The 20387-nt window shown below is 40.8% G+C and carries 14 protein-coding genes; 1 reads left to right on the top strand and 13 read right to left on the bottom strand.

Annotated elements, in window-relative coordinates; translation table 11 throughout:
• Positions 1-2: 2 nt before the first annotated feature.
• The 13 genes from tmk to HDEF_RS02185 all read right to left on the bottom strand — a co-directional run bounded on the left by tmk (position 3) and on the right by HDEF_RS02185 (position 16595).
• Positions 3-635 carry a dTMP kinase gene (gene tmk / locus HDEF_RS02245; protein WP_012738162.1) on the bottom strand — a complete coding sequence of 211 codons (633 nt, stop codon included), beginning with the start codon at positions 633-635 and terminating at the stop codon, positions 3-5.
• Complete coding sequence (gene mltG, locus HDEF_RS02240; protein ID WP_012738161.1) at positions 625-1650, bottom strand: endolytic transglycosylase MltG; 1026 nt, start codon at positions 1648-1650, stop codon at positions 625-627. Before mltG ends, tmk begins: the two co-directional genes overlap by 11 nt.
• A 202-nt stretch (positions 1651-1852) precedes the next feature.
• Positions 1853-3094, bottom strand: a complete 1242-nt coding sequence (fabF, locus tag HDEF_RS02235) for a beta-ketoacyl-ACP synthase II (RefSeq protein WP_012738160.1) — start codon at positions 3092-3094, stop codon at positions 1853-1855.
• 64 nt (positions 3095-3158) lie between these two features.
• Positions 3159-3410 (bottom strand): acyl carrier protein, encoded by a 252-nt coding sequence (gene acpP, locus HDEF_RS02230; protein ID WP_012738159.1) that lies wholly within the window; start codon positions 3408-3410, stop codon positions 3159-3161.
• 365 nt (positions 3411-3775) lie between these two features.
• Positions 3776-4513 (bottom strand): 3-oxoacyl-ACP reductase FabG, encoded by a 738-nt coding sequence (fabG, locus tag HDEF_RS02225; protein WP_012738158.1) that lies wholly within the window; start codon positions 4511-4513, stop codon positions 3776-3778.
• Positions 4503-5477 (bottom strand): ACP S-malonyltransferase, encoded by a 975-nt coding sequence (gene fabD / locus HDEF_RS02220; RefSeq protein WP_012738157.1) that lies wholly within the window; start codon positions 5475-5477, stop codon positions 4503-4505. The genes fabG and fabD overlap by 11 nt, the downstream gene beginning before the upstream one ends.
• Before the next feature lie 19 nt (positions 5478-5496).
• A complete protein-coding gene (locus HDEF_RS02215; RefSeq protein WP_012738156.1) occupies positions 5497-6441 on the bottom strand; it encodes a beta-ketoacyl-ACP synthase III in 945 nt (314 codons plus the stop codon).
• A 219-nt stretch (positions 6442-6660) separates the two neighbouring features.
• A complete protein-coding gene (gene rpmF, locus HDEF_RS02210) occupies positions 6661-6831 on the bottom strand; it encodes a 50S ribosomal protein L32 (RefSeq protein WP_012738155.1) in 171 nt (56 codons plus the stop codon).
• A 16-nt stretch (positions 6832-6847) separates the two neighbouring features.
• The gene (locus HDEF_RS02205; protein ID WP_012738154.1) at positions 6848-7378 is read right to left on the bottom strand and encodes a YceD family protein; all 531 of its coding nucleotides are present in this window, start codon (positions 7376-7378) and stop codon (positions 6848-6850) included.
• A 69-nt stretch (positions 7379-7447) separates the two neighbouring features.
• Complete coding sequence (gene rluC, locus HDEF_RS02200; RefSeq protein WP_086934970.1) at positions 7448-8398, bottom strand: 23S rRNA pseudouridine(955/2504/2580) synthase RluC; 951 nt, start codon at positions 8396-8398, stop codon at positions 7448-7450.
• A 242-nt stretch (positions 8399-8640) separates the two neighbouring features.
• Complete coding sequence (gene ltrA / locus HDEF_RS02195) at positions 8641-10323, bottom strand: group II intron reverse transcriptase/maturase (protein ID WP_012738021.1); 1683 nt, start codon at positions 10321-10323, stop codon at positions 8641-8643.
• A gap of 545 nt (positions 10324-10868) precedes the next feature.
• Positions 10869-11084 (bottom strand): hypothetical protein, encoded by a 216-nt coding sequence (locus HDEF_RS12385; protein WP_012738152.1) that lies wholly within the window; start codon positions 11082-11084, stop codon positions 10869-10871.
• A 135-nt stretch (positions 11085-11219) separates the two neighbouring features.
• The gene (locus HDEF_RS02185; RefSeq protein WP_012738151.1) at positions 11220-16595 is read right to left on the bottom strand and encodes a C80 family cysteine peptidase; all 5376 of its coding nucleotides are present in this window, start codon (positions 16593-16595) and stop codon (positions 11220-11222) included.
• A gap of 239 nt (positions 16596-16834) precedes the next feature.
• Between HDEF_RS02185 and HDEF_RS02180 the strand changes: the two genes are divergently transcribed.
• Entirely contained in the window at positions 16835-20383 is a 3549-nt protein-coding gene (locus tag HDEF_RS02180; protein ID WP_044612248.1) for a YopT-type cysteine protease domain-containing protein, read from the top strand.
• Positions 20384-20387: the final 4 nt, after the last annotated feature.

The following is a 20387-nucleotide window of genomic DNA, read 5'->3' as shown; positions in this document are numbered from 1 at the left end:
AATTATTTTTCCAATAAAGATAGCAAAGCATTTTGAATATCCACTGTGACTTTTTTTATGGGTTTTGAGGCATCGATCATTTTAATACGAGGATCATCATATGTCAGTTCGAGATAACGTGCCCGAATGCGTTCGAAAAAAACCAACGATTGCTGTTCAATACGATCAAGATGGCCTCTTTTACGAGCGCGTTGTAGCCCTAATTCAGGCGGCAAATCTAAGTATAAGGTTAAGTCAGGACGAAAAGAAGAACCTAAAGTAAAATCAGCTAAAGATTTGATAAATTCAGATTTTATCCCTCGTCCGCCTCCTTGATACGCTTGAGATGAAAGATCATGACGGTCGCCTATTACCCAAGTTCCAGAAGATAAAGCCGGTTTGATGATATTTTCGAGCAATTGCACTCGAGCAGCATATAAAAGCAATAATTCCGCTTTATCGGTTAAAATCTCTTCATTTTGGCTCTTTTTTTTAATTAAATGACGTATTTCTTCACTTAATGCGGTCCCGCCTGGCTCACGAGTACAGATCACATCCTGAATTTTAAAATGCCTTAAGAACTGTTGTACAGTATTGACAGCAGTGCTTTTTCCTGCTCCCTCCAGACCTTCAATAACAATAAATTTACCTTTCATTTTTTTTCTTTAACGCCTCGCGATAAGCTCGTACAGCTCGATTATGGCCTACCAAATTAGTGCTAAATGTATGCCCGCCTTCACCATTTGCCACAAAATAGAGATAATCTGTTTCTTCAGGATGAGCCGCCGCGTTAAGTGATGCTAAACCTGGCATGGTAATGGGAGCAGGGGGCAAGCCAGGTATAATATAAGTGTTATAAGGCGTTACTGTGAGCAAGTCTTTATGCGTAATGGCCTCTGTATAATTTTTGCCTAAACCATACATCACTGTAGGATCTGATTGTAAACGCATCCCTAACCTTAGGCGATTAATAAATACTGATGCAATTATTTTTCTCTCTGCATTAATAGAGGTTTCTTTTTCAATGATGGAAGCCATAGTCACTAACTCATCGGGGGTTTTATAAGGCAGTGATTGATTTCTTTGCTCCCAAATTTGGTTTACTGTTTCGTTCATTTTTTGATGGGCGCGTTTGAGTATCAATAAATCTGAGTTTCCGAAGGAATAAAAATAAGTATCCGGATAAAAAGCGCCTTCTATATGCCCTTCACTTTGTAGCTTAAATAGCTGAGCAACCTCTGCATTCGTTTTATTTTGCAATAAGTGTTTGATGTTGTCTTTTTTGTCCATCTCATTCTTCCAAAGATGCCAATGAGTTCCTTCGATAAAACTAATAGCAAATTGTGCTTCTTTACCACTGGCAAATAATTCCAGCATCTCTTTGACACTCATGCCAGAAAGCAGGTAATAAGTGCCTGCTTTAAATTCAGCTAATTGAGGCTCAATAATCAGTAAACAACGCAATAACCAAGTTTTAACTAAAAGATGATTTTTTAATAAGATGGTTTCTAATGCTATTCTTCCCGTTCCTGGAGGAACCGTTAAGATAGTATCTTTTGTTATAGGTAATGGTGAATGAGCAAAATGTTGAATTTCATAGTAGACATAAAGGCTTATTAATAAACAGATTGGGATAAAAAATGTACATGCTCTAAAATAGATTTTTTTCATTTACGTTCATTAAGCTTTTTTAAAATTTTGGGCAGAGGAAACATAAATACTGTAAGAACGCAGCCAATCAGGCATATTATTGTATTGATTAGAGTTTTTTCAAAACTGTAGCGAGGTTGAAGTGAAATCGAACGGAGCATCCCGAATTTTGCAAAGTCTCACCAAGATAAATAAAGATTTCAAGCGAGTTTTGACTATAAAATCATATTTTTTTAAACACTACAGAGCCGTTTGTGCCACCAAAACCAAAGGAATTACAAAGAGTATATTCCATATTTTTTAATGAACGAGTTTCATTGGGAACAAAATCCAAGTCAAAGCCTTCGTCTGGATTGTCTAAATTAATAGTAGGGGGGGCAACCTGATCATGTAAGGCTAGAATTGAAAAAATAGATTCTATTGCACCTGCCGCACCTAACAAATGGCCTGTCATGGATTTGGTCGAACTTATCATCACGTTTTGTGCATCTTCAGAAAAAACGGTTTTGATAGCTTCAACTTCTGCCTTGTCTCCTGCAATAGTAGAGGTGCCATGCGCATTAATATAGTTAATTTTTGAAGCCGACACGCCCGCATCTTTTAATGCATTTTTCATCGCCAATGCTGCTCCATAACCATTTTCTAGTGGATTGGTAATATGATGAGCATCACTGCTCATACCAAAACCGACCAGTTCGGCGTAAATTTTAGCATTACGTTTTTTAGCATGTTCGTATTCTTCTAAAACAAGAACGCCTGCGCCATCACCCAAAACAAAACCATCACGATCTTTATCCCAAGGACGACTTGCTGCCTGAGGATCATGGTTTCGTTTTGATAAAGCTCGAGCAGCAGCAAAACCCGCAACACCCAATGGCGTAGTGCTTTTTTCCGCGCCTCCTGCCAGCATGACATCAGCATCACCATAAACAATGATTCTAGCGGCATGCCCAATATTATGAACACCGGATGTACAGGCTGTAGAAATTGCAATGTTAGGTCCTTGTAGACCATAAATAATACTAAGATGACCGGATATCATATTTACAATAGTAGAAGGCACAAAAAACGGGCTTATCTTTTTAGCCTCTTTATCAACTAAAAGAGAATAATTATCTTCAATCAGGCCTAATCCACCAATACCAGAGCCGATAGCCGCGCCGATACGGGATTGATTTTGTTCGGTGACGTCAAGCCCAGAATCACGCATTGCTTGAACGCCAGCCGCGACACCATATTGTATAAAAAGATCCATTCTTCGAATATCTTTAGGTGGAATGTAATCTTTAGCCTCAAAATTTTTGACTAAGCCAGCAAAACGCGTTTCATAGAGGCTGGTATCAAAATGATTTATTAAAAAGATGCCACTTTGACCTAAAAGGACTGCTTTCCATGCAGATTCTACTGTGTTACCGACAGGAGACAACATACCAAGTCCAGTGATTACCACTCGGCGTTTAAACAAATTTTTCTCCTAATATGGGAACGATAACGATGGTAAAAATAAGGCGATCATAGATCGCCTGAATTTATTTATTTTTTGCATGTTGATCATATATATAATCAATAGTTGCTTGAACAGTCGTAATTTTTTCTGCATCTTCATCCGGAATTTCAGTATCAAATTCTTCTTCTAATGCCATAACCAGTTCCACAGTGTCAAGAGAATCAGCACCAAGATCTTCTACAAAAGAAGCACTATTAGTAACCTCTTCTCTTTTGACGCTTAGTTGATCAACGATGATTTTTTTTACACGTTCTTCAATATCATTAGTGCTCATACTGTTAAATTTCCTATCAAAATTCGCTTACGCGAGAGTATCGGTAGTTTTGAAATTGCTTTAAAAACGAGGATTTTCCTGTTCGGATTAAACGTTGACTCGCTTCAGTGGGTATTCTGCTTCATCAAACAGCCTAACTGCAGCGCTCCTCCAGCAGGCCGTACAGCATTATCGTCATTGAAATCACGGAGCAAGTGCTGCTGGCGCGGCATTTTAACAAAGATATTCTGCAAAATCACGCCTTATATCCCTCATACTAAATGAAGAATTGCTGTTAAGACAAACAAAACAGATTTTATAAAATCAGTATTTTATTTAATTTTATAGTGGTGAGTACACAGAACAAGAAATTACTTTTTCTTTTATTAAATCATATACATGCCTCCATTAATATGTAAGGTTTCACCGGTAATATAACTGCTTTGATCAGAGGCTAAAAAAGCCACTGCATTCGCAATATCCTTAACATCACCCAATCGATTCATGGGAATTTTTTTTAAAATTTCAGTGCGTCGAGTTTCTGTTAACGCCTGTCGAGACATATCCGTTTCAATAAATCCAGGTGCGACCACATTAACCGTGATGCCTCTTTGAGCGACTTCTTGAGCAAGAGATTTACTAAAACCAATTAGGCCGGCTTTAGCAGCAGTGTAATTGGTTTGCCCTACATTTCCCGCACTGCCTACTACGGATCCTATATTGATAATACGACCAAAGCGCTTTTTCATCATGGGGCGTAAAGCGGCTCGTGAAAGATAAAATATGGATGTTAAATTTGTGCCCAAAACCTCATTCCAACTGTTTGTTTTCATACGCATCAGCAAACCATCACGTGTAATACCTGCATTATTGACCAAGATATCAGGGCCACAAAATTCCTCTTCAATGCTCTTTATTAATGCTTCAATGGATTCCTCGTCAATCACGTTTAAGGTGACGCCTTTACCATAGTCACCTAAATCATCGCTGACTTTTTTTGCACCCTCTTCAGTGGTCGCCGTGCCTATTACAAAAGCACCCTCTTCTGTTAATGATTGGGCTATAGCGCGACCAATCCCACGAGTTGCGCCAGTAATCAATGCAATTTTTCCTTTAAATCTCATATATATCCTCTTTTAAAATCTTGTTCACAGATTTTCCTGAAACATAATTAAGAGCATGAGCCAATGAATGAGCGTCATTGACTGAAAAAGCAGGTGCTTTATGCACAATGCGTTTATTCAGACCGGATAAAATGTTTCCCGCCCCCAACTCTAAAAAAGATCCCACACCTTTTTGAATCATAAATTGGATACTTTTAACCCAAGGTATTGGAGAATACAATTGACGTACTAATGCCTCTCGGATATGTTCAGGTGAATTTTCTACTTTGACATCCGCATTGTTGAGCACCGGAAATTTTGACGTTTTAAACACCATTTTATTCAGCTCAGCCAACAACTTATCCGCCGCCGGCTTCATCAAGGCACAATGAGAAGGCACACTCACCGATAAGGGGAAGACCTTTTTTGCTCCCGCTGCGATACAGGCAATATTAGCTCGTTCTACTGCTTCTTTATGGCCAGAAATCACGACTTGCCATTGAGAATTAAAATTTGCGGGTGAAACAACCTGATTTTGTGCTGTTTGTTTGCAAATTTTCACTATAGTTTCATCATCGAGTCCAATGATAGCAGACATGGCTCCCTCGCCTGCGGCGGCTTGCATTAATTTTCCTCTTAATTCAACCAGCTTTACTGTTTCTGTCAAATTCAAGACACCGGCACACACTAAGGCGGAATATTCTCCTAGACTATGGCCTGCCACCATAAATGGAGAGGGGCCGCCTTCTGCTTTCCAAACCCGCCAGATGGCCACAGAAGCCGTGAGTAAAGCGGGTTGTGTTTTCCATGTTTTATTTAATTCTGATACAGGCCCCTCTTGTGTGAGCGCCCAAAGATCGTAACCAAGAGCATCACTGGCTTGAGAAAAAGTTTTTATTATCAAAGGAAATGTTTTCGCCATACTCGAAAGCATCCCCAATGATTGAGAACCCTGACCTGGAAAAAGGATTGCAAATGTTGTCATGACTTTTTTCCTTTAAAAGCTAAAAACGAACTAACGCAGATCCCCAGACAAAACCACCCCCAAAGGCTTCCAAAAGAAGTAGTTGCCCTCGTTGGATCCGGCCATCGCGTACCGCTTCATCTAATGCGGATGGCACTGATGCAGCAGAAGTATTACCGTGCCGATCTAAAGTAATGACCACTTTTTCCATGCCTATATTCAACTTTTTAGCTGTGGCGTTAATAATACGGATGTTAGCTTGATGGGGTATCAACCAATCTAGTTCTGAAGCATCCAATTGATTGGACTTTAAGGCTTCATGAACAACGCTTGCTAATTCAAGTACGGCCACTTTAAATACTTCATTTCCAGCCATGCTGATAAAAGGCGAATTTTTTTCTCTGGGATAGAATAGAGTGAGTAGTTTTCCGTAGTGCCCATTTGCGTGTAAATGAGTTGAAATAATACCTGGTTGATCTGAGGCACCTAAAACGACTGCCCCTGCCGCATCCCCGAATAAAATAACAGTACTGCGATCTTTAAGATCAAGAGATTGTGTCAGCAAATCAGAACCGATCACCAATGCATAGGATATTGTGCCACTTTTAATATATTGATCAGCAACACTGAGAGCGTAAATAAAACCCGCACAGGCGGCAGCCAAGTCAAAAGAAATGCTGTCTTTAATGCCTAACATTTCTTGTATTTGACAGGCTGAACTTGGAAAAGCATGACTTGAAGAAGTGGTAGCCACAATAATTAAGCCAATGTCATTTTGGTCAATTTGAGCCATTTTTAAGGCTTCTGTTGCAGCATAAAAACCCATGCTGGCGACTGTTTCAGAAGAGGCAGCGATCCGCCTTTCTCGAATGCCTGTTCTGGTGAAAATCCATTCATCTGAAGTGTCTACCATTTTTTCTAAATCTGAATTGGTACGCACTGTTTCAGGTAGATAACTCCCTGTACCGAGTATGTTAGTCTGCATAATTACCTTCGATAAGACACTTTACTCTTTAGCATTAGCACTTTTTTCATTAGACTTTGTTTAAAACTGGCGTGAGTCTCACCCTACGTTTGTGCGCTAACCGTTTTTTATCAATCATTAAACGGTTTTCTCGCTTCCCGCGATTTAAAAAAAACTCAAGAAAAAACCGCGCATATGCGGCTTTGACAGGGGGTTTTAAAATTGAAGGATAAGCTGAAATCAGCGGTTGATCACCTTACGCCCGCGATAATAACCATCGGTAGTGATGTGATGGCGTAAATGATTTTCGCCGGAGGTTTTATCTACAGACAATAAAGCAGTTGTCAATGCATCATGTGAGCGACGCATACCACGCTTGGAGCGAGTGGGTTTATTTTTTTGTACGGCCATAAATTGGATTCCTTAATTACTTTTTCTTTAAACGGGATAACACTGAAAATGGATGAGATTTTTTTGCCTGTTCTTGTACAAGGCCCTCTCCCATTTTTGTGAAAAATAAATGACAATCTTTGTCTTCATGAACCGGAAAAGCAGGGATTGAAAGAATCAATTCGTCTTCAATCATAGACAGCAAATTTAATTCACCTGCTTCGTTCATTTCTATAAAGTCATACAATCCCCTGCAGGTTTCACTCAGCTTATCATAAGTACCACTGGTGACAGGGATAAAACAATATTCTGTCTTCAGATGATACAAAAAGGTGCTGCAGCAGCGCTGACAGGTTAATTTCAAATCGACATTCGCATGGCCTTTTATAAAGGCTCGCTGTTTTTCATCAATTCTAAATAAGAGAAAAACATCAATATCACTCTCTATAGAGTCTACAGATTCTGCGATTCGCACAAATTGATCAGATTCACAAAAACCCCTGTACTCTAGCCCTTTATCAGCGGCAAAAATCGGATCAATGGTCAAGGGTAATTTTATTTTTTGCATAGGGCCGGCATATTAGCTTTGTCATCAAAAAGAGTCAAAAAAAGAAAAAAGTCATCCTCAAAGAAGAGGTTATTTTTGATGACGTAAAAATTGGAGGCAATGCCGTAATGAATTGTCCAAAGGTGCTTTTATTTGTATGGTTTCTCCAGAATGAGGATGTACAAATTCGAGGGATAATGCATGTAAAAATAAGCGATTTAAATGGCACCCCTTTAATTTTTTCTCAAATTCAGGATCACCATAACGATCATCAAAAACAATCGGATGCCCCGCATGTAATGCGTGGACACGAATTTGATGGGTTCTTCCTGTTAATGGCCTTACTTTCATCAAAGTCGTATTGGTAAAACGTTCTTCAATTTCAAAATGGGTTTGTGATTCTTTGCCTTGATGGCTCACTTTCACGATTCTTTCACCGTTTTGCAAAATATTTTTTTGTAACGGAGCTTGTATCAGTTTGCAGGATAAAGGCCAGTCACCAGCAACCAAGGCCAAATATTCTTTTTTCATTGTTTTAAGACGCAATTGTTCATTCAGAGAACGTAATGCATAGGGTTTTTTGGCAACCATTAATATCCCTGAAGTCTCGCGATCCAATCGATGCACTAAATGTAAAAAACGTTGGTCTGGACGGAGCGCACGAAGTGCTTCTATCACACCAAAGCTCAGACCGCTTCCGCCATGAACAGCCGTACCTGAAGGCTTATTTAAAATCAATATATCAGGATCTTCAAACAAAATAGACTGAGCCAAAGCCACAACTTTATTGCATTTTATTGAGATTGGTTTGTTTTGAATGATTGCGGTTTTGATAGGAGGAATTCGGAGCATATCGCCGGTGAGAAGCTTATAACAAGGCTTGATGCGTTTTTTGTTCACTCGTACTTCACCTTTTCTTAAAATACGGTAAAGCATACTTTTCGGAACTCCTTTTAAAAAGCGAATTAAAAAGTTGTCAATTCTCTGACCTGCATTATCGTCAGAAATAGTAATGGATTGTACTGATGATGAAAATTCCAAAAGGGTTCTCTCTTAATGTTAATAATATTCTTAATATTAACATCATCCTTTAAGAGATATTAGACTTATCGTACAACAAAAAATGGCCACATAAAGAGTGGCTCAGCCCGTAGTGAGTTTTTCAACAGGGTTATTAGAGAAAGAGTGTCCTAATAAGGCTGATTAGGTAAGCAGGCCGCAAGTGCCCACTCCCTCAAGAACCGTACGTGCGAGTTACCCCGCATACGGCTCACGCAACTTACTCACTTCAACATTTTTCCTTTTTTGCTATGTAATTGTCTGTGGCAATTAGCATGTAACAATCTTAGATTAGCCAGCTTGTTGTCACCCCCTTCAGCTTTAGGCTGAATATGATGAACATGCAATTGTTCACCATTGTCCAACTCTTGATCACAGAGAGGACAATAACCTTTCTGTCGCTTATAGAGGTTAACTTTGACACCGTAAATAAAAGGCTGTTTACGTGCCTGCCTATTACGCCAATAGTCACGCAATTCCGGATTGTCGGGGGAAGCATTTTTTGGAACTAGCCAATGACGCTGTATTTTTGTCCATGCATGCTTCCAAAGAAATCCACCGGTTGATTTATCCATAAATACTGAATAGTCTTCTCTACCTGGTATCTTGCCTAAGTAGTGTTTTCTTCGCCACCACCAGTGTTTATTGGGATGACGTCGATACAAATATCTACGTTGGCGGATCCACATCCATTGGTCTAATGCACTGAATGTTCTTTTTGAAGCACCAATACGATAGTAATTACACCATCCTATTATCTTGGCATTCAGTTGTCTTATTCCTTCTTGTGTCGGCATACCGATAATACCTTTCCAGGTCATTCTCATTTGCTGTTTGTACCTTTTCATCGACTCCTTTGAGGGCTTCGTTAACAATATATATCCCCGTTTTCTGTGGCGATTGTCATAATGTCGTATATTAAATCCCAGGAAGTCGAATCCTTCCTTCAAGTGTTTGATACTGGTTTTTTCTTCAGAAAGAGCTAACCCTCTCTGAGCTAACCAAATTTGCAACTTTATTTTGGCAGTTTCGCACTCTTCACGGGATTTACCGAATACGACAAAATCATCCGCATAACGAACTACTGCATAAGGTTGCCCTTGTTTTGGCGTGCCGTTTTTCCAGTATTGAATACCCAGTAAGGTCTCCATTCCGTGGAGTGCAATATTGGCCAGTAGTGGACTGATAATCCCGCCTTGCGGAGTACCTGCAACATTGGGTATATAGTTGCCATGTTCCAGCACACCGGCTTGTAACCATTGTTTAATCATGTTTCTTTCGGGGAATCCCCCGATTTTTTTTATGAGAAAATTATGGTCAATGTTGTCAAATGCGCCTTTAATATCTGCATCTAGTACCCAGTGCCGTGTCCCTCGTGCTCTGGCAATACAGAAAATTTTTTGTATTGCGTCATGGGCACTTCGCCCCGGTCTAAATCCGTAGCTGACTGGTTCAAATTTTGCTTCCCAATAAGGTTCCAGCGCCGATTTAACTATCGCTTGTCTACAGCGGTCGAGAATGGTTGGGATCCCAAGAGGGCGTTTTTTTCCATTCTTTTTTGCTATGTAAACTCGTTTTACTGGATAAACCTTTTCTGAAGTTGTTTGGCTTAATAACTTATAAAGATGTTCTCGTCCTTTATGGTCATTAATTACCTGATTATCTACTCCAGCCGTGTGTTTTCCCCGATTGACCTGAGTGACTTTCCTGATAGCCAGAAGATGGTTAGCTCTTGATTTCATCATGAGTTTTTGCAGATTTCTGACTTTCTTTAAGTCACCTGTTGCTGAAGCCCTATATATTCTTTGCCTTAGATTATTAATCATGGCTGTCACAACACGCCAGTTAATAGCATGCCATTCCAGTTGTTGTTCATAGTTTTGATTTATTACGTTTGCCATAGGCATCTAACTCTTCTAAATCAATTCATAACCTTGGTAAAGGATTATATGGGTAAGTCACCCGTTCCACGTCAGCCTCTTTTCAGAGTAAAGTAATTACCTCTATCAATCCTGTTATGATTTCCAGTTGCCTTTCGGCTGATTGCCTTCGCTTTTTGGAACGTCTTATGCCCACTGTCTCTTAGTATTTACATCAACACTAAAAGATTAATGGGGTTACCGTGTTTCACACCATGAAGATACATTGAGTGGGCTGCCTCCTCTATGCCGGGGAACGGGATCCGTCGTAAAGAACGAACACTCTTCTTTACCCGTTTCTAACTGTCGTTAAACTTCCCCATAACACGTCACATCTGATTTCGTGTTTTACTTGCTTACGACATTTTAATAACGGAGATTCACTTTATTCAACCCATTTCAGTTTTGCCTTGCCCCTATTTCTTATTCAGCTTAATACTTTAGTTAGGCTTTCATTCTCGCTTAGCACAAGAGAATTACTCCTCTTGCACCGAGTAAGTGGCAATAAGGTTTCGGATCAACCTTACCCTTTTTCAAGGGACTTCTGTGGTGCAACTTTCACGTCGCACATGTTCCATCATGACTTGAACGTTTTCGGGAGACAAAGTGGCTCTCCAATGTAAGTTGTCTAGCAAATCCTTAAGATATTTTTGTACCGCTTCTGCTCGCTCTATCGAGTGAACAGTCACGAGCAATGCCTTGTCAACGAGAGATAACCTGCCGAGTATCGTGGGGGGGATTTTATCCATTAGACCTCTTGCATAACTTTAGTTGGCCGCTGTACCCTCATTCCGTCCGTAAGGTTGATAGTGTCATAACCCTTTGGGGAAGAGGAAGTAACAACTTAACACCTCTATGCACCAACGCCTTAGAAGCTTCAAGCCTTAAGATGAGATAACCGGTATCATTTTTGCCTGCAAAGTCTGCAAAATTTTGTCGCCAGGAATATTAAAGACTTGCTCTACCTCTGAAAATCCAGCATTGGTTTGTCTTAACTGGCTTAAGATATGATGGCCGTCGCTCACGGTAATATCCGGGATCAATTGATCTACAATCAGATCTGGTTCATCGCTGGAGTTGAGTCTCACTGTGTGTATTCGCCCTTCTTTATCCATGATGGAAAGATGTCTATAGCTTTTCTCTTCCATAAAATTCATCAGACGAATAGTGACATGTTCTGTGGGCGAATCGAGATGACTCAAAATCACATGCTTTTTTTCCTGTCTTATCTCAATATCATCCAGTAAAAAAGGCAGCAGTAAAATGTCTTGCTCGGGTTCGCCCGTTTCGGGTTGATCATAATTATTGATGCTCACTTCTGTTCCCATGGGTCTGTCTTCGATGATGTAGACATCTCTTTCGCCTTTGCCTTCCAGGATATCCTGACCTTTTTTACTGTGTAAGGTGTTTCTAAGTTCATCTCCCTGTAAATGATCATCAAACCCCGTTTCTTGGGGGAGCAATCTCAAAAAATCAGGCAATAGTTTTTTTTCGCCTCTGACATCGAGAACCCCAAGGTGTTTCTGATGTGGCATTTTTTGAATGATGACAGGGGCTTTTTCGCTGTCAGTTTTAGGGAAATGAAATGTTTGATCAAATTTCGGGGCATATTGTGCCATTAAAGTGAGCGGCTCAGGTTCTTCTTCATCAGGATTGACCGCGATTTCAGCAGGGAGGCCCGTAAAAATCACGCCATCCTGGGTATAAAAAATATATTGTTGGGTTAACTTTCTTGTTTTTGGCTCAACTGAGCAATAGAGATAAAATAATGTTAGGGTGGTGATGCTCTGATTGTCATTGCGTAATTCAATGACCACATGCTGTTTGATCCTTTTAATACTGATGATCTGCGTCACGGCATAATCTAAAAAAACATGACTGAATTCTTCTGGATCCTCTTCTTCTTCAATGATTAATATCGCTGGCTCGCTACGGGTATTTTGTAAAACACGGTAAGAATCTGTGCCCTTTCCTCCATCCAGCTTGCCGGACTGTGCCACTAAAATGTCATTACCATCAAACCCCATCAGTTTATCTTTCCCTCCCTTTCCATTAAGGATGTTGGCTTGAGCGTTGCCCAAAATCACATCGTCTGTGTCGGCACAGGTCTCTACATGATCAATATTTTTTAATTTGGCGATTTTTTGAGGTTCATGAGTGAAATGAAAAGAGGCTTCCTTTAGATTGACATAGTATCCACCTTGTGATGGCTTTTTGTTTGCTACTAAAAAATTAACCCCGTTCATACCATCGAATACGCAGGGTTGAGCGGGAGCCGAAGTGCCATTAAATATAAACATATCGGATTGATTTCCTCCCTTAAAGTTTTTGACCCCGGCACCGATGTCAAAAATATTTCTTTTTTCTGGATGACCGACCACTTCATCGTCTCCGTCTCCCAAAAAAAAATAAATCCTGGCAGGGTTTTTAAAATCAGCGGTATTGGATTTTACAACAGAAGCAGAGGGCGATGAGAAACTGGAAGGTTCGACCGGTCTTTTTAAAGATAAAATGCTCTCTGAATGTGCATCAGTGTCAAGGGATATCTGATCATCAGTCGGTGAAAGTCTTTCGATATCGTAAAATTTGTACTCACTGTTTTCTAAACGCAGATCAACATAAAGAGGTTGGTTCTGCCATTTTTGGGTTTGATAGTTTGATAAAATGCCCAGCGCTTGTGAGGGCAGTATTTTATCTTTGATGTTGTTGATGAATAAATATTCACACTGTGGTATTAATCGATTGCCCAGCATAGTCCATCTTTTGCCCGTTAATTTTTTATATCGATACTCTCCCAAAATGATTTTTCCTGAGCTGTAATACACTGCCTCTATTTGTTCATCTGAATCCAATAATGCTTGAAAAGTGTTTTGACACTGCCGATGAAGATTTTTTTTAGCTTCTATTTCTGCCTTGCCTTTGGTGACCTGATTGGTGATCTCAATGTCCACTTCTGCGCCCCAAAATTTCAACCAGCCTGTCCGTAATTTTTGTAACCCCGTTAAGGTAGTGTAGCGCTCGATTTCTTGCACTTGACGAACTGAGAAATAAATGCCTCCCACGACAGCGGTCAAAATCCCTAAGGCGATACCCATCGCGCCGGCGATTAATGCCATTTTTCCTGTTAAGGTTAATAATGCCAGACCGCTGGCAATACCGATCGAAGCGCCTAAAGAAGACAGGGCAAGACTGACCTGTAAATCCTGTCGAACATCAGGGTCCGTCTCCGTTGTCAGTTCAGTGGCGGCTTTTTGGGCTTGATAAATATCGAAACCGGTGCCCAGCATATTCAAGAAGGCGCCTCCATATCGAGCCAGTTTGAGTCCCGCCGCATATTGTAAACGCTGTATTCTAGAAGCAAATACCCGAACGGCCTGAGAAGAGAATTTTTGAATCAGATGAGAGCCCAGTTTCCTAAAACCTGATTCTAAAAGTGTACTCTCTACATCGTACAGAAGACCTGCGATGGCCAGTTGAGCTTCAAAGTCCAATGCCTGTTTTTGGGAGGGATTTAATTGCTCGGCAGAGCGACGGCGCCAGTAATGAGACAGGCATGTGACAGATCGTATCCAGGAGAGCCCTTGATGTGCCTGGCCTATCATACCGACTGTATGATAAGTTCTGGACATCGTTTGGCTGACTCTGTTTTTCTGAAGTTTAATGGGCTCATGGGTCGATGAAGACGATAACAGGTTGTTAGTATTGCTGATAAATTGTGTCAGTTTTTTAAAAGGAATGGAGGCGGACAGTTTATCTGCATTCAATTGATACACATCAAATACTACTGCCCTGTTGTCTTGTTGAGGCACATTTTTTAAACGGGTGAAATAGTCATGTAACAGTAATCTAATGGGAGTACTGGTTTTTTCAACATCAGGGATCGTTATTTGTATTTCGCCAAAATTGGCATCATAGAGATACCAGTTCGTTTGTTGATTTTTTCCCTGACGTTTCGCTATCGTTAAAATATGTCCCCCCATACGCAGCTGGTAATATCCTGCTGTTTGATTAGCCAGGATGTTAAAAAACTGGGAGAGGTTCCTGGGGCCTTTTTCCATAAAAACAGACGTGTCTTCCAACTGATGAATCAGATGCCCAAAAATTTTGGCGCCTTCATCATCGAGGGGAGCAAATATTTTTTGTTCGTTTATTTCAGCATGCGTTTGAAATGCGTTGAGTAATTTTAAACGTAAATTCTTATTGTCCAGAGTGAGCATGCTTAAATAAGCCAAACTGACTTTTTTTGCTTTTTGTTGCGCCAACTCACTGCCATCAATCATATAAATTGCTTGCATGGAAGGATGAATCTGAAAGTGCCATTCAGGCGTATGATTGTGCTTTTTGATCCGTTCGTTCCAATTCAACAGATTGTCGACGACAAAGGTATCCCAGTCAGCGGTTCTTCTTAAGGCAGACTGGCCTGTGACGCTCATGAATTGATCGTGAGTGTCACTCAATTGCATCAGGCTTTGTATTTGATTCATAAATTGAGAATACAGCAGCGGATCAGACAATGTCTGATATAATTTTCGCCAGTCGAGTTCTCCTGATGAGAGATGAAAAAACTCTGTTAACAGTTTGAGATCAGAGGGTTTAAATACTCTCCCTTTCCTTGAGGAAAGGTCGTTGATTAAGCTCGAAACTCGTTTTAAGTTCTCTATTAAAGAGGCCCCCAAATTTTTTTGATCAGGAGCCATATCTAAAGGCATGATCGATTTGTCTTGATTGATTTGTGGGGTGATATTTCTCTGATGCCCCTTTGGACCATCAGTGCCCGGGCGTATTTTGATGACTTTTAATTCAATGTTTAATTCTTGGGTAATGTCTCGAGCGGCTTCACGTAATAACTGAAAATTTTTTGATGTCAGTTGCTCTGACAAGGAAAAACCTTGTGCCTCTCCTGTATTTCCAGAAGTATCAAAACCTGTCAAAAACAGCCCGGTGATTTTAATCTCTCCTGTGACAGGATAATGAGGATAAATATTGATATCTGGTCGTCCCGTTACCAGCACGGTATTCCGCGTGATGGTTTTATGGATAATATCATCAGGCACAGAGACTCGTTGTGGGTAGGAAAATAATTGATTTAAAAGACCATTACGCGCTAATGAAGAAAGGGGAGTGCTGTTTGTTGGTGGTAATTGCTCGCCGTTAATCATCTGATTAATTTTTTGTAACCCATGTGTTTTGACTGCTGGGCGTTCATCATCGGATATTTTTATCACCCCGTCTAATTTAGGTTCAATAATGTTTTCATCCGGAGCGGCGGCCAAAATATTTTGTTCGGGGACCTCCAATATCACGCCCACCGTATGGCCTCTGAGGGTCTGATTTGACAAGATACTGGCAGACATCACATCAGATTGCCTCAGTTTATCTCTGATGTTTTTTGAAAAAATGCCCTTTCGAGACAGTAAATCTTTGATTGAAGAAGAATAAACGAGATACCTGAATTCCTTACTGTTTCTTTTAGGATCTGTAAAATGTTGGGGTGCCCAGGTCTCCAATACAGGAGATAATAACCGAAAGGCACTGCTGTGCTTTTTATGTATCAGCTCGCCATTTTTGTTCCAGCCTAAGAGTAACGTATTCCCTGCCGTCTGAGCAGGATTGGTTAATTTCGTTTTAGCGGTGAACTTTTTACCAGACCCCTGAGCCACAGCCACCAGTTCTGTTCTGGCCGATATGTCGGCCAGAATACCCACGCTTTTCATCTCATGAGCAAATTGAGTGGCAAAATTCGGGGAGGTGGGCCTGGCCAGTTCACATCCTACTAAACTGATCCGGTTTGGAGTACTGTCGATATCATATGTTGTACTAAAATGCTGGTTAAACTTTTTTAAAAGTTGAGCTAAATAAACCGGGTCCATACCAGAGAGAGTGCCAATAACAGCGGGTGTCTCAGATGTATGAACCCCACTGCCATGTCCTACTATTTGCCAACGCAATTTGCCTTCAAGCGTGTTTGGAAAACCCGATAACACACGATAAGTATTTTTTTGATCAACTTGCACTAAGACCGAGCCAGGGTGTTTTTCCGCCAGGCGCGTGGCCGCCCGTCGAATCATCGGATCATTTTCTAGCTGGATAATCAGTTGTCCCGCATATCGGGTAGAACCGCCATCAGACCTTGTGATGACAGATTGAACCTCCCATTGATCAACCGGTACAAAACCAGTAGGTGTACGTTTTTTTCGACGAACAGGCACGTCAGATTGATGATAAGTCATCAAAGAATCTGGAGATTTTTTTTGGGTCATGGTGATTTTTCATCCTTAAAAAATACAAAAGTTTTGATGGGGGGAGTCTATAAAATAAATGACTGATCATTAACTCTCTTCATTGTTTTCGGTTAACCAAAGAATACCAGTCGGCTAAAGAGAGTCAGAACCTGATTTTTTTATCACAACAAGCTAAAATTAGCCATAATTGATAATATTGCTTAAAGCGACATTCATTGATTTTTATTGACATTCACACATCACAAGGAAGTGACTTTATGCCTCAGAAGTATTCAACGACTTTCATTCCACCCTCTCATTTTTTTACATTTAATCAATACGATTATTTTGGCATCAAAACCAGAGACAGAATTGATCTGATCAAACAATTATCGCCCTATTATGAAAACAAGGGGCTATGTCTGGCCTTATCGATTCGTTATCTGATTGAAGAACGCCATCACCCTATGGTGGGCGGTAAAAATTATCTGTTTTGGTTAAAAAATCTGGTGAACAGTGAAACTGATGCCGCCCTCACCACAAAAGGTGTGGAAGATATTGATGCTGTCAAGAAAAAAATCCTCAATCACTATCGTCGTCAACATTTATCCACGGAACTTGAAAAGCTGGTCGCCCTCAACAGCAGTCAGGAGATGGAAATCGCCGCCAGAGAATTAAAAAAGGAGTTAAAAAGCCCTACAGATGCTACATCGTCTCAACATAAAAAAGATTTGAGAAATTACGCTCAACATCTCTTTATTCAAGCCCGAAAAGAGTACGCAGACAGTGTCGAGGCCAGTGGCTTAAAATTTGATATTCAGCAGACTAACCTGATCACGCATTTAAGTTCACGTATCCACATTTCCTATTTACATTTTCTTCATCAACTGAAAGATTTAAATGAAAATAAATATTATTTACTCTGTATTGGCCAACATGCCATGGCCGTCAGTTTTATTAAAAAGGACAACAAACATTACTGGACATTCTTTGATCCGAACATCGGGGCTTTCTCTTTTGAAGATTATGAACAATGGCATTATTTTATGAGTCACACTCTTTTTTACAGTGTGATCCCAGGGACTGAAAAAAGAAGATATGATTTTTCTGATTTAAAGAATATCAAAAATGCAACTATTGTTTACACCCCGTTCGTTTCCAGAAAAAATGATATTGACAAGACGCCCTGGAGAAAAATATTTGATTATCAAGAGGATTATTTAATACTTTCCTTGTTTAATTTATACAAACAGAATAAAAAATTCCGGCTGAGTGAGGACATTGAAGCGCAGATTACAGGCTACATACAGGATAGAAAAAGAAAAAAAATCCATAAAATTGAACTCAGGATTTTTTATCAAAATACAGAAAAAAGACTCATATTGCCCTTTCATTCATGGAATGAAATACGTCAGTTGATGAATAAACGAATCGACAGCCGCGGTCGATTGATACTCAATGATGACCTCATTCAGGGCCCCTTCACGGATGTGCAGCTGATCAGTGATTTAACCCCTGCTGACACTCTGTCTGGCAGAGTCAGACAGGCCATCACCCTCATCAGCAAAATTGCTGAGGGGAGGTTGGCGTATGATTTTATTGAGCAGGATGGAGGAATGCATCGGTTATTCAAAGGATTTTTTCAAAATGACCAGCAGGGTTTGGATAAATACGCCTTGATGTCGGTGATTTTCAATATCAGGGAAAATCAGCAATGGATGTCTCAAGCGAAAAAGTTATTAATGATGGACAGTCTTCACCATAAATTCACGCAGCTCACCGATCAGCAGGCACTGGAAATCTGTTCTCAAGCGAACATCCTTAAAAACAGACATACCCTGGATTTGATTTCTTTATTGTTCAAGGAAAATCCTCCCGATTTTTCTTTACATGCCATTGCCCAAACGGTGTATGTTTTTAATGGCTATCAAGATTCACATCGGGATACCCATGCCCTGGGCCTGTTATGGATGAAAAACCAAATGAGGGCTCAGGGAGAGGCCGACTTTTTTTCAAATGCCATCAGCACCCATACTTTCCTGAATCATCAAAAATCAGATATCCCCCTCAATCAGGAAGATGCCCATCGATTAAGCGCCTTCAACGAAAAATTTTCCTCCTTAAGACAGAAGATAGAAAAAAATGATCCCCATTTTTTTCAAACCAATGACGCTTTGACGGTGGAATTACCTCAAAAAAAGGGGTTCTACTGGATACTGTCTGATAAACACCTCCTGGGACTGGCCATCCAGGAAGAGAAGCTCACGCTCTATGATCCGAATTTTGGGGAAATCATTCAGCATAAAAAAACCAGCCCTCATCGATTGACCCGGTTTCTGAAAGCGTATCTGGACTGTAAAGTCGATGGTCATCAAACCCGGGGAGAGCTTTATGGTTTTGAACAGTTCGAAGGGCATTACCGCTTCACCATCAAGGAAGCCCATCTCGATCGTCTGACCCCATCAACAAAGACAGAGCTGGAGCACTTCAATACCTTGATGGCCGGTTATACCGCTGAAAAAAAGTGGATTGAAAAATTGCCTGAAGTCACGATGGAAGGACTGTCTTTTGCGCCTGCCCTGATGGATAAAATGGGGGTAATGAAAAAAAACAGAACCCTGTCATCCCGTGATTTTAAACAGACGGAATTTTCTTTCTCTGATCTGCAGTTTCATGCTCAAAAATTAACCTCTTATTTCTCTGAAACAGAGATTTCCGATCCCCATTTTAAAACCGCGATAGACATATTGAGAAAAAAATCACAGCAGGCTTCTCAAGGGAATTTCTTAATGGGTGGGAATATGGAAGACAAAATGGACGCCACTGCTTTAAAAGCATTACTCGCAAGAGAGTCCTTTCAGTCTTCTTCCGACGGCGTCAAAAAGACGAGCCTCCTGAAAACGTTATCCTCCCCTCATCATGCAAAAATCATGACCCGTCTCCATCATTCAATGCAATTTTATGCGTACTGGCTGGCGTTTCGTGAATGGATCACAGTCAGTGAACTTCTGCACAATATCCATTTAACCCAGGAACAGAGAACCCATTTCAACGGACAACTGACCCTGCTCAAAGCCGCTTTAAGTGCGAATATATTCACGGATTTGGCCGGGCTGGGGTTACATCAATGGGGAACGCATTTAAATAAAATGAGTCAGCATCTGATGTCGTATTCCCACATAAAAAAAATAAAATTTGACCTGGGGCGTCTCTTAACCCGATATGGCGTGCCGGTGTTACAAATCTTTAATGCCGGATTTGATATTTATGAGGGGGTGAATGCATTGAAGGCGTTATCTGATACAGCTGATCGTGACAGAAGACAGGATTTGATTGTGCAAGCGGCGCTTTCTTGGGCGGGTGCGCTGCTCTCCATTTCTGTGGCGATGGGGTATCTGATCGCCGCCACGACAGCGTCTGCCACCGCGGCGACCCTGGCCGCCTTCGCGGGCCCTGTCGGCCTGGGGGCGGGGGTCGTCTTGCTGGCCGCCAGTCAGCTCTATAAGGGATTTCGTCAGCTGGAAGATCTTCAAAAACACATTGAATTGACCACCACAGAAAAATGGCACAACCTGGGGCGGGCTCTTTTGGGACTGGATATCAGTACCCCCGTCAAGGAGCGATATGACCAGACCCGCACCCGGGTTCGGGCAGACTATGACGGGAAATTACACAAACAGGCAGAGGCCCTGTTTGATCAACCTGCCTGGTCGGATATCGCAGAGTACTACTACAGTGCAGGGGACTTTACACTCACAAAACGCTTTTTTAAAAAAATTATTCGCATAAAAAACCGTCTTCATGTCCCTATTCATAATCTGGGTTAATATG

Origin of the sequence: Candidatus Hamiltonella defensa 5AT (Acyrthosiphon pisum) (assembly GCF_000021705.1) — a bacterium.
Taxonomy (GTDB): Bacteria; Pseudomonadota; Gammaproteobacteria; order Enterobacterales; family Enterobacteriaceae; genus Hamiltonella; species Hamiltonella defendens.
Note: the sequence above shows the minus strand (reverse complement) of the source record. Positions and strands in the feature narration are given on the sequence as shown.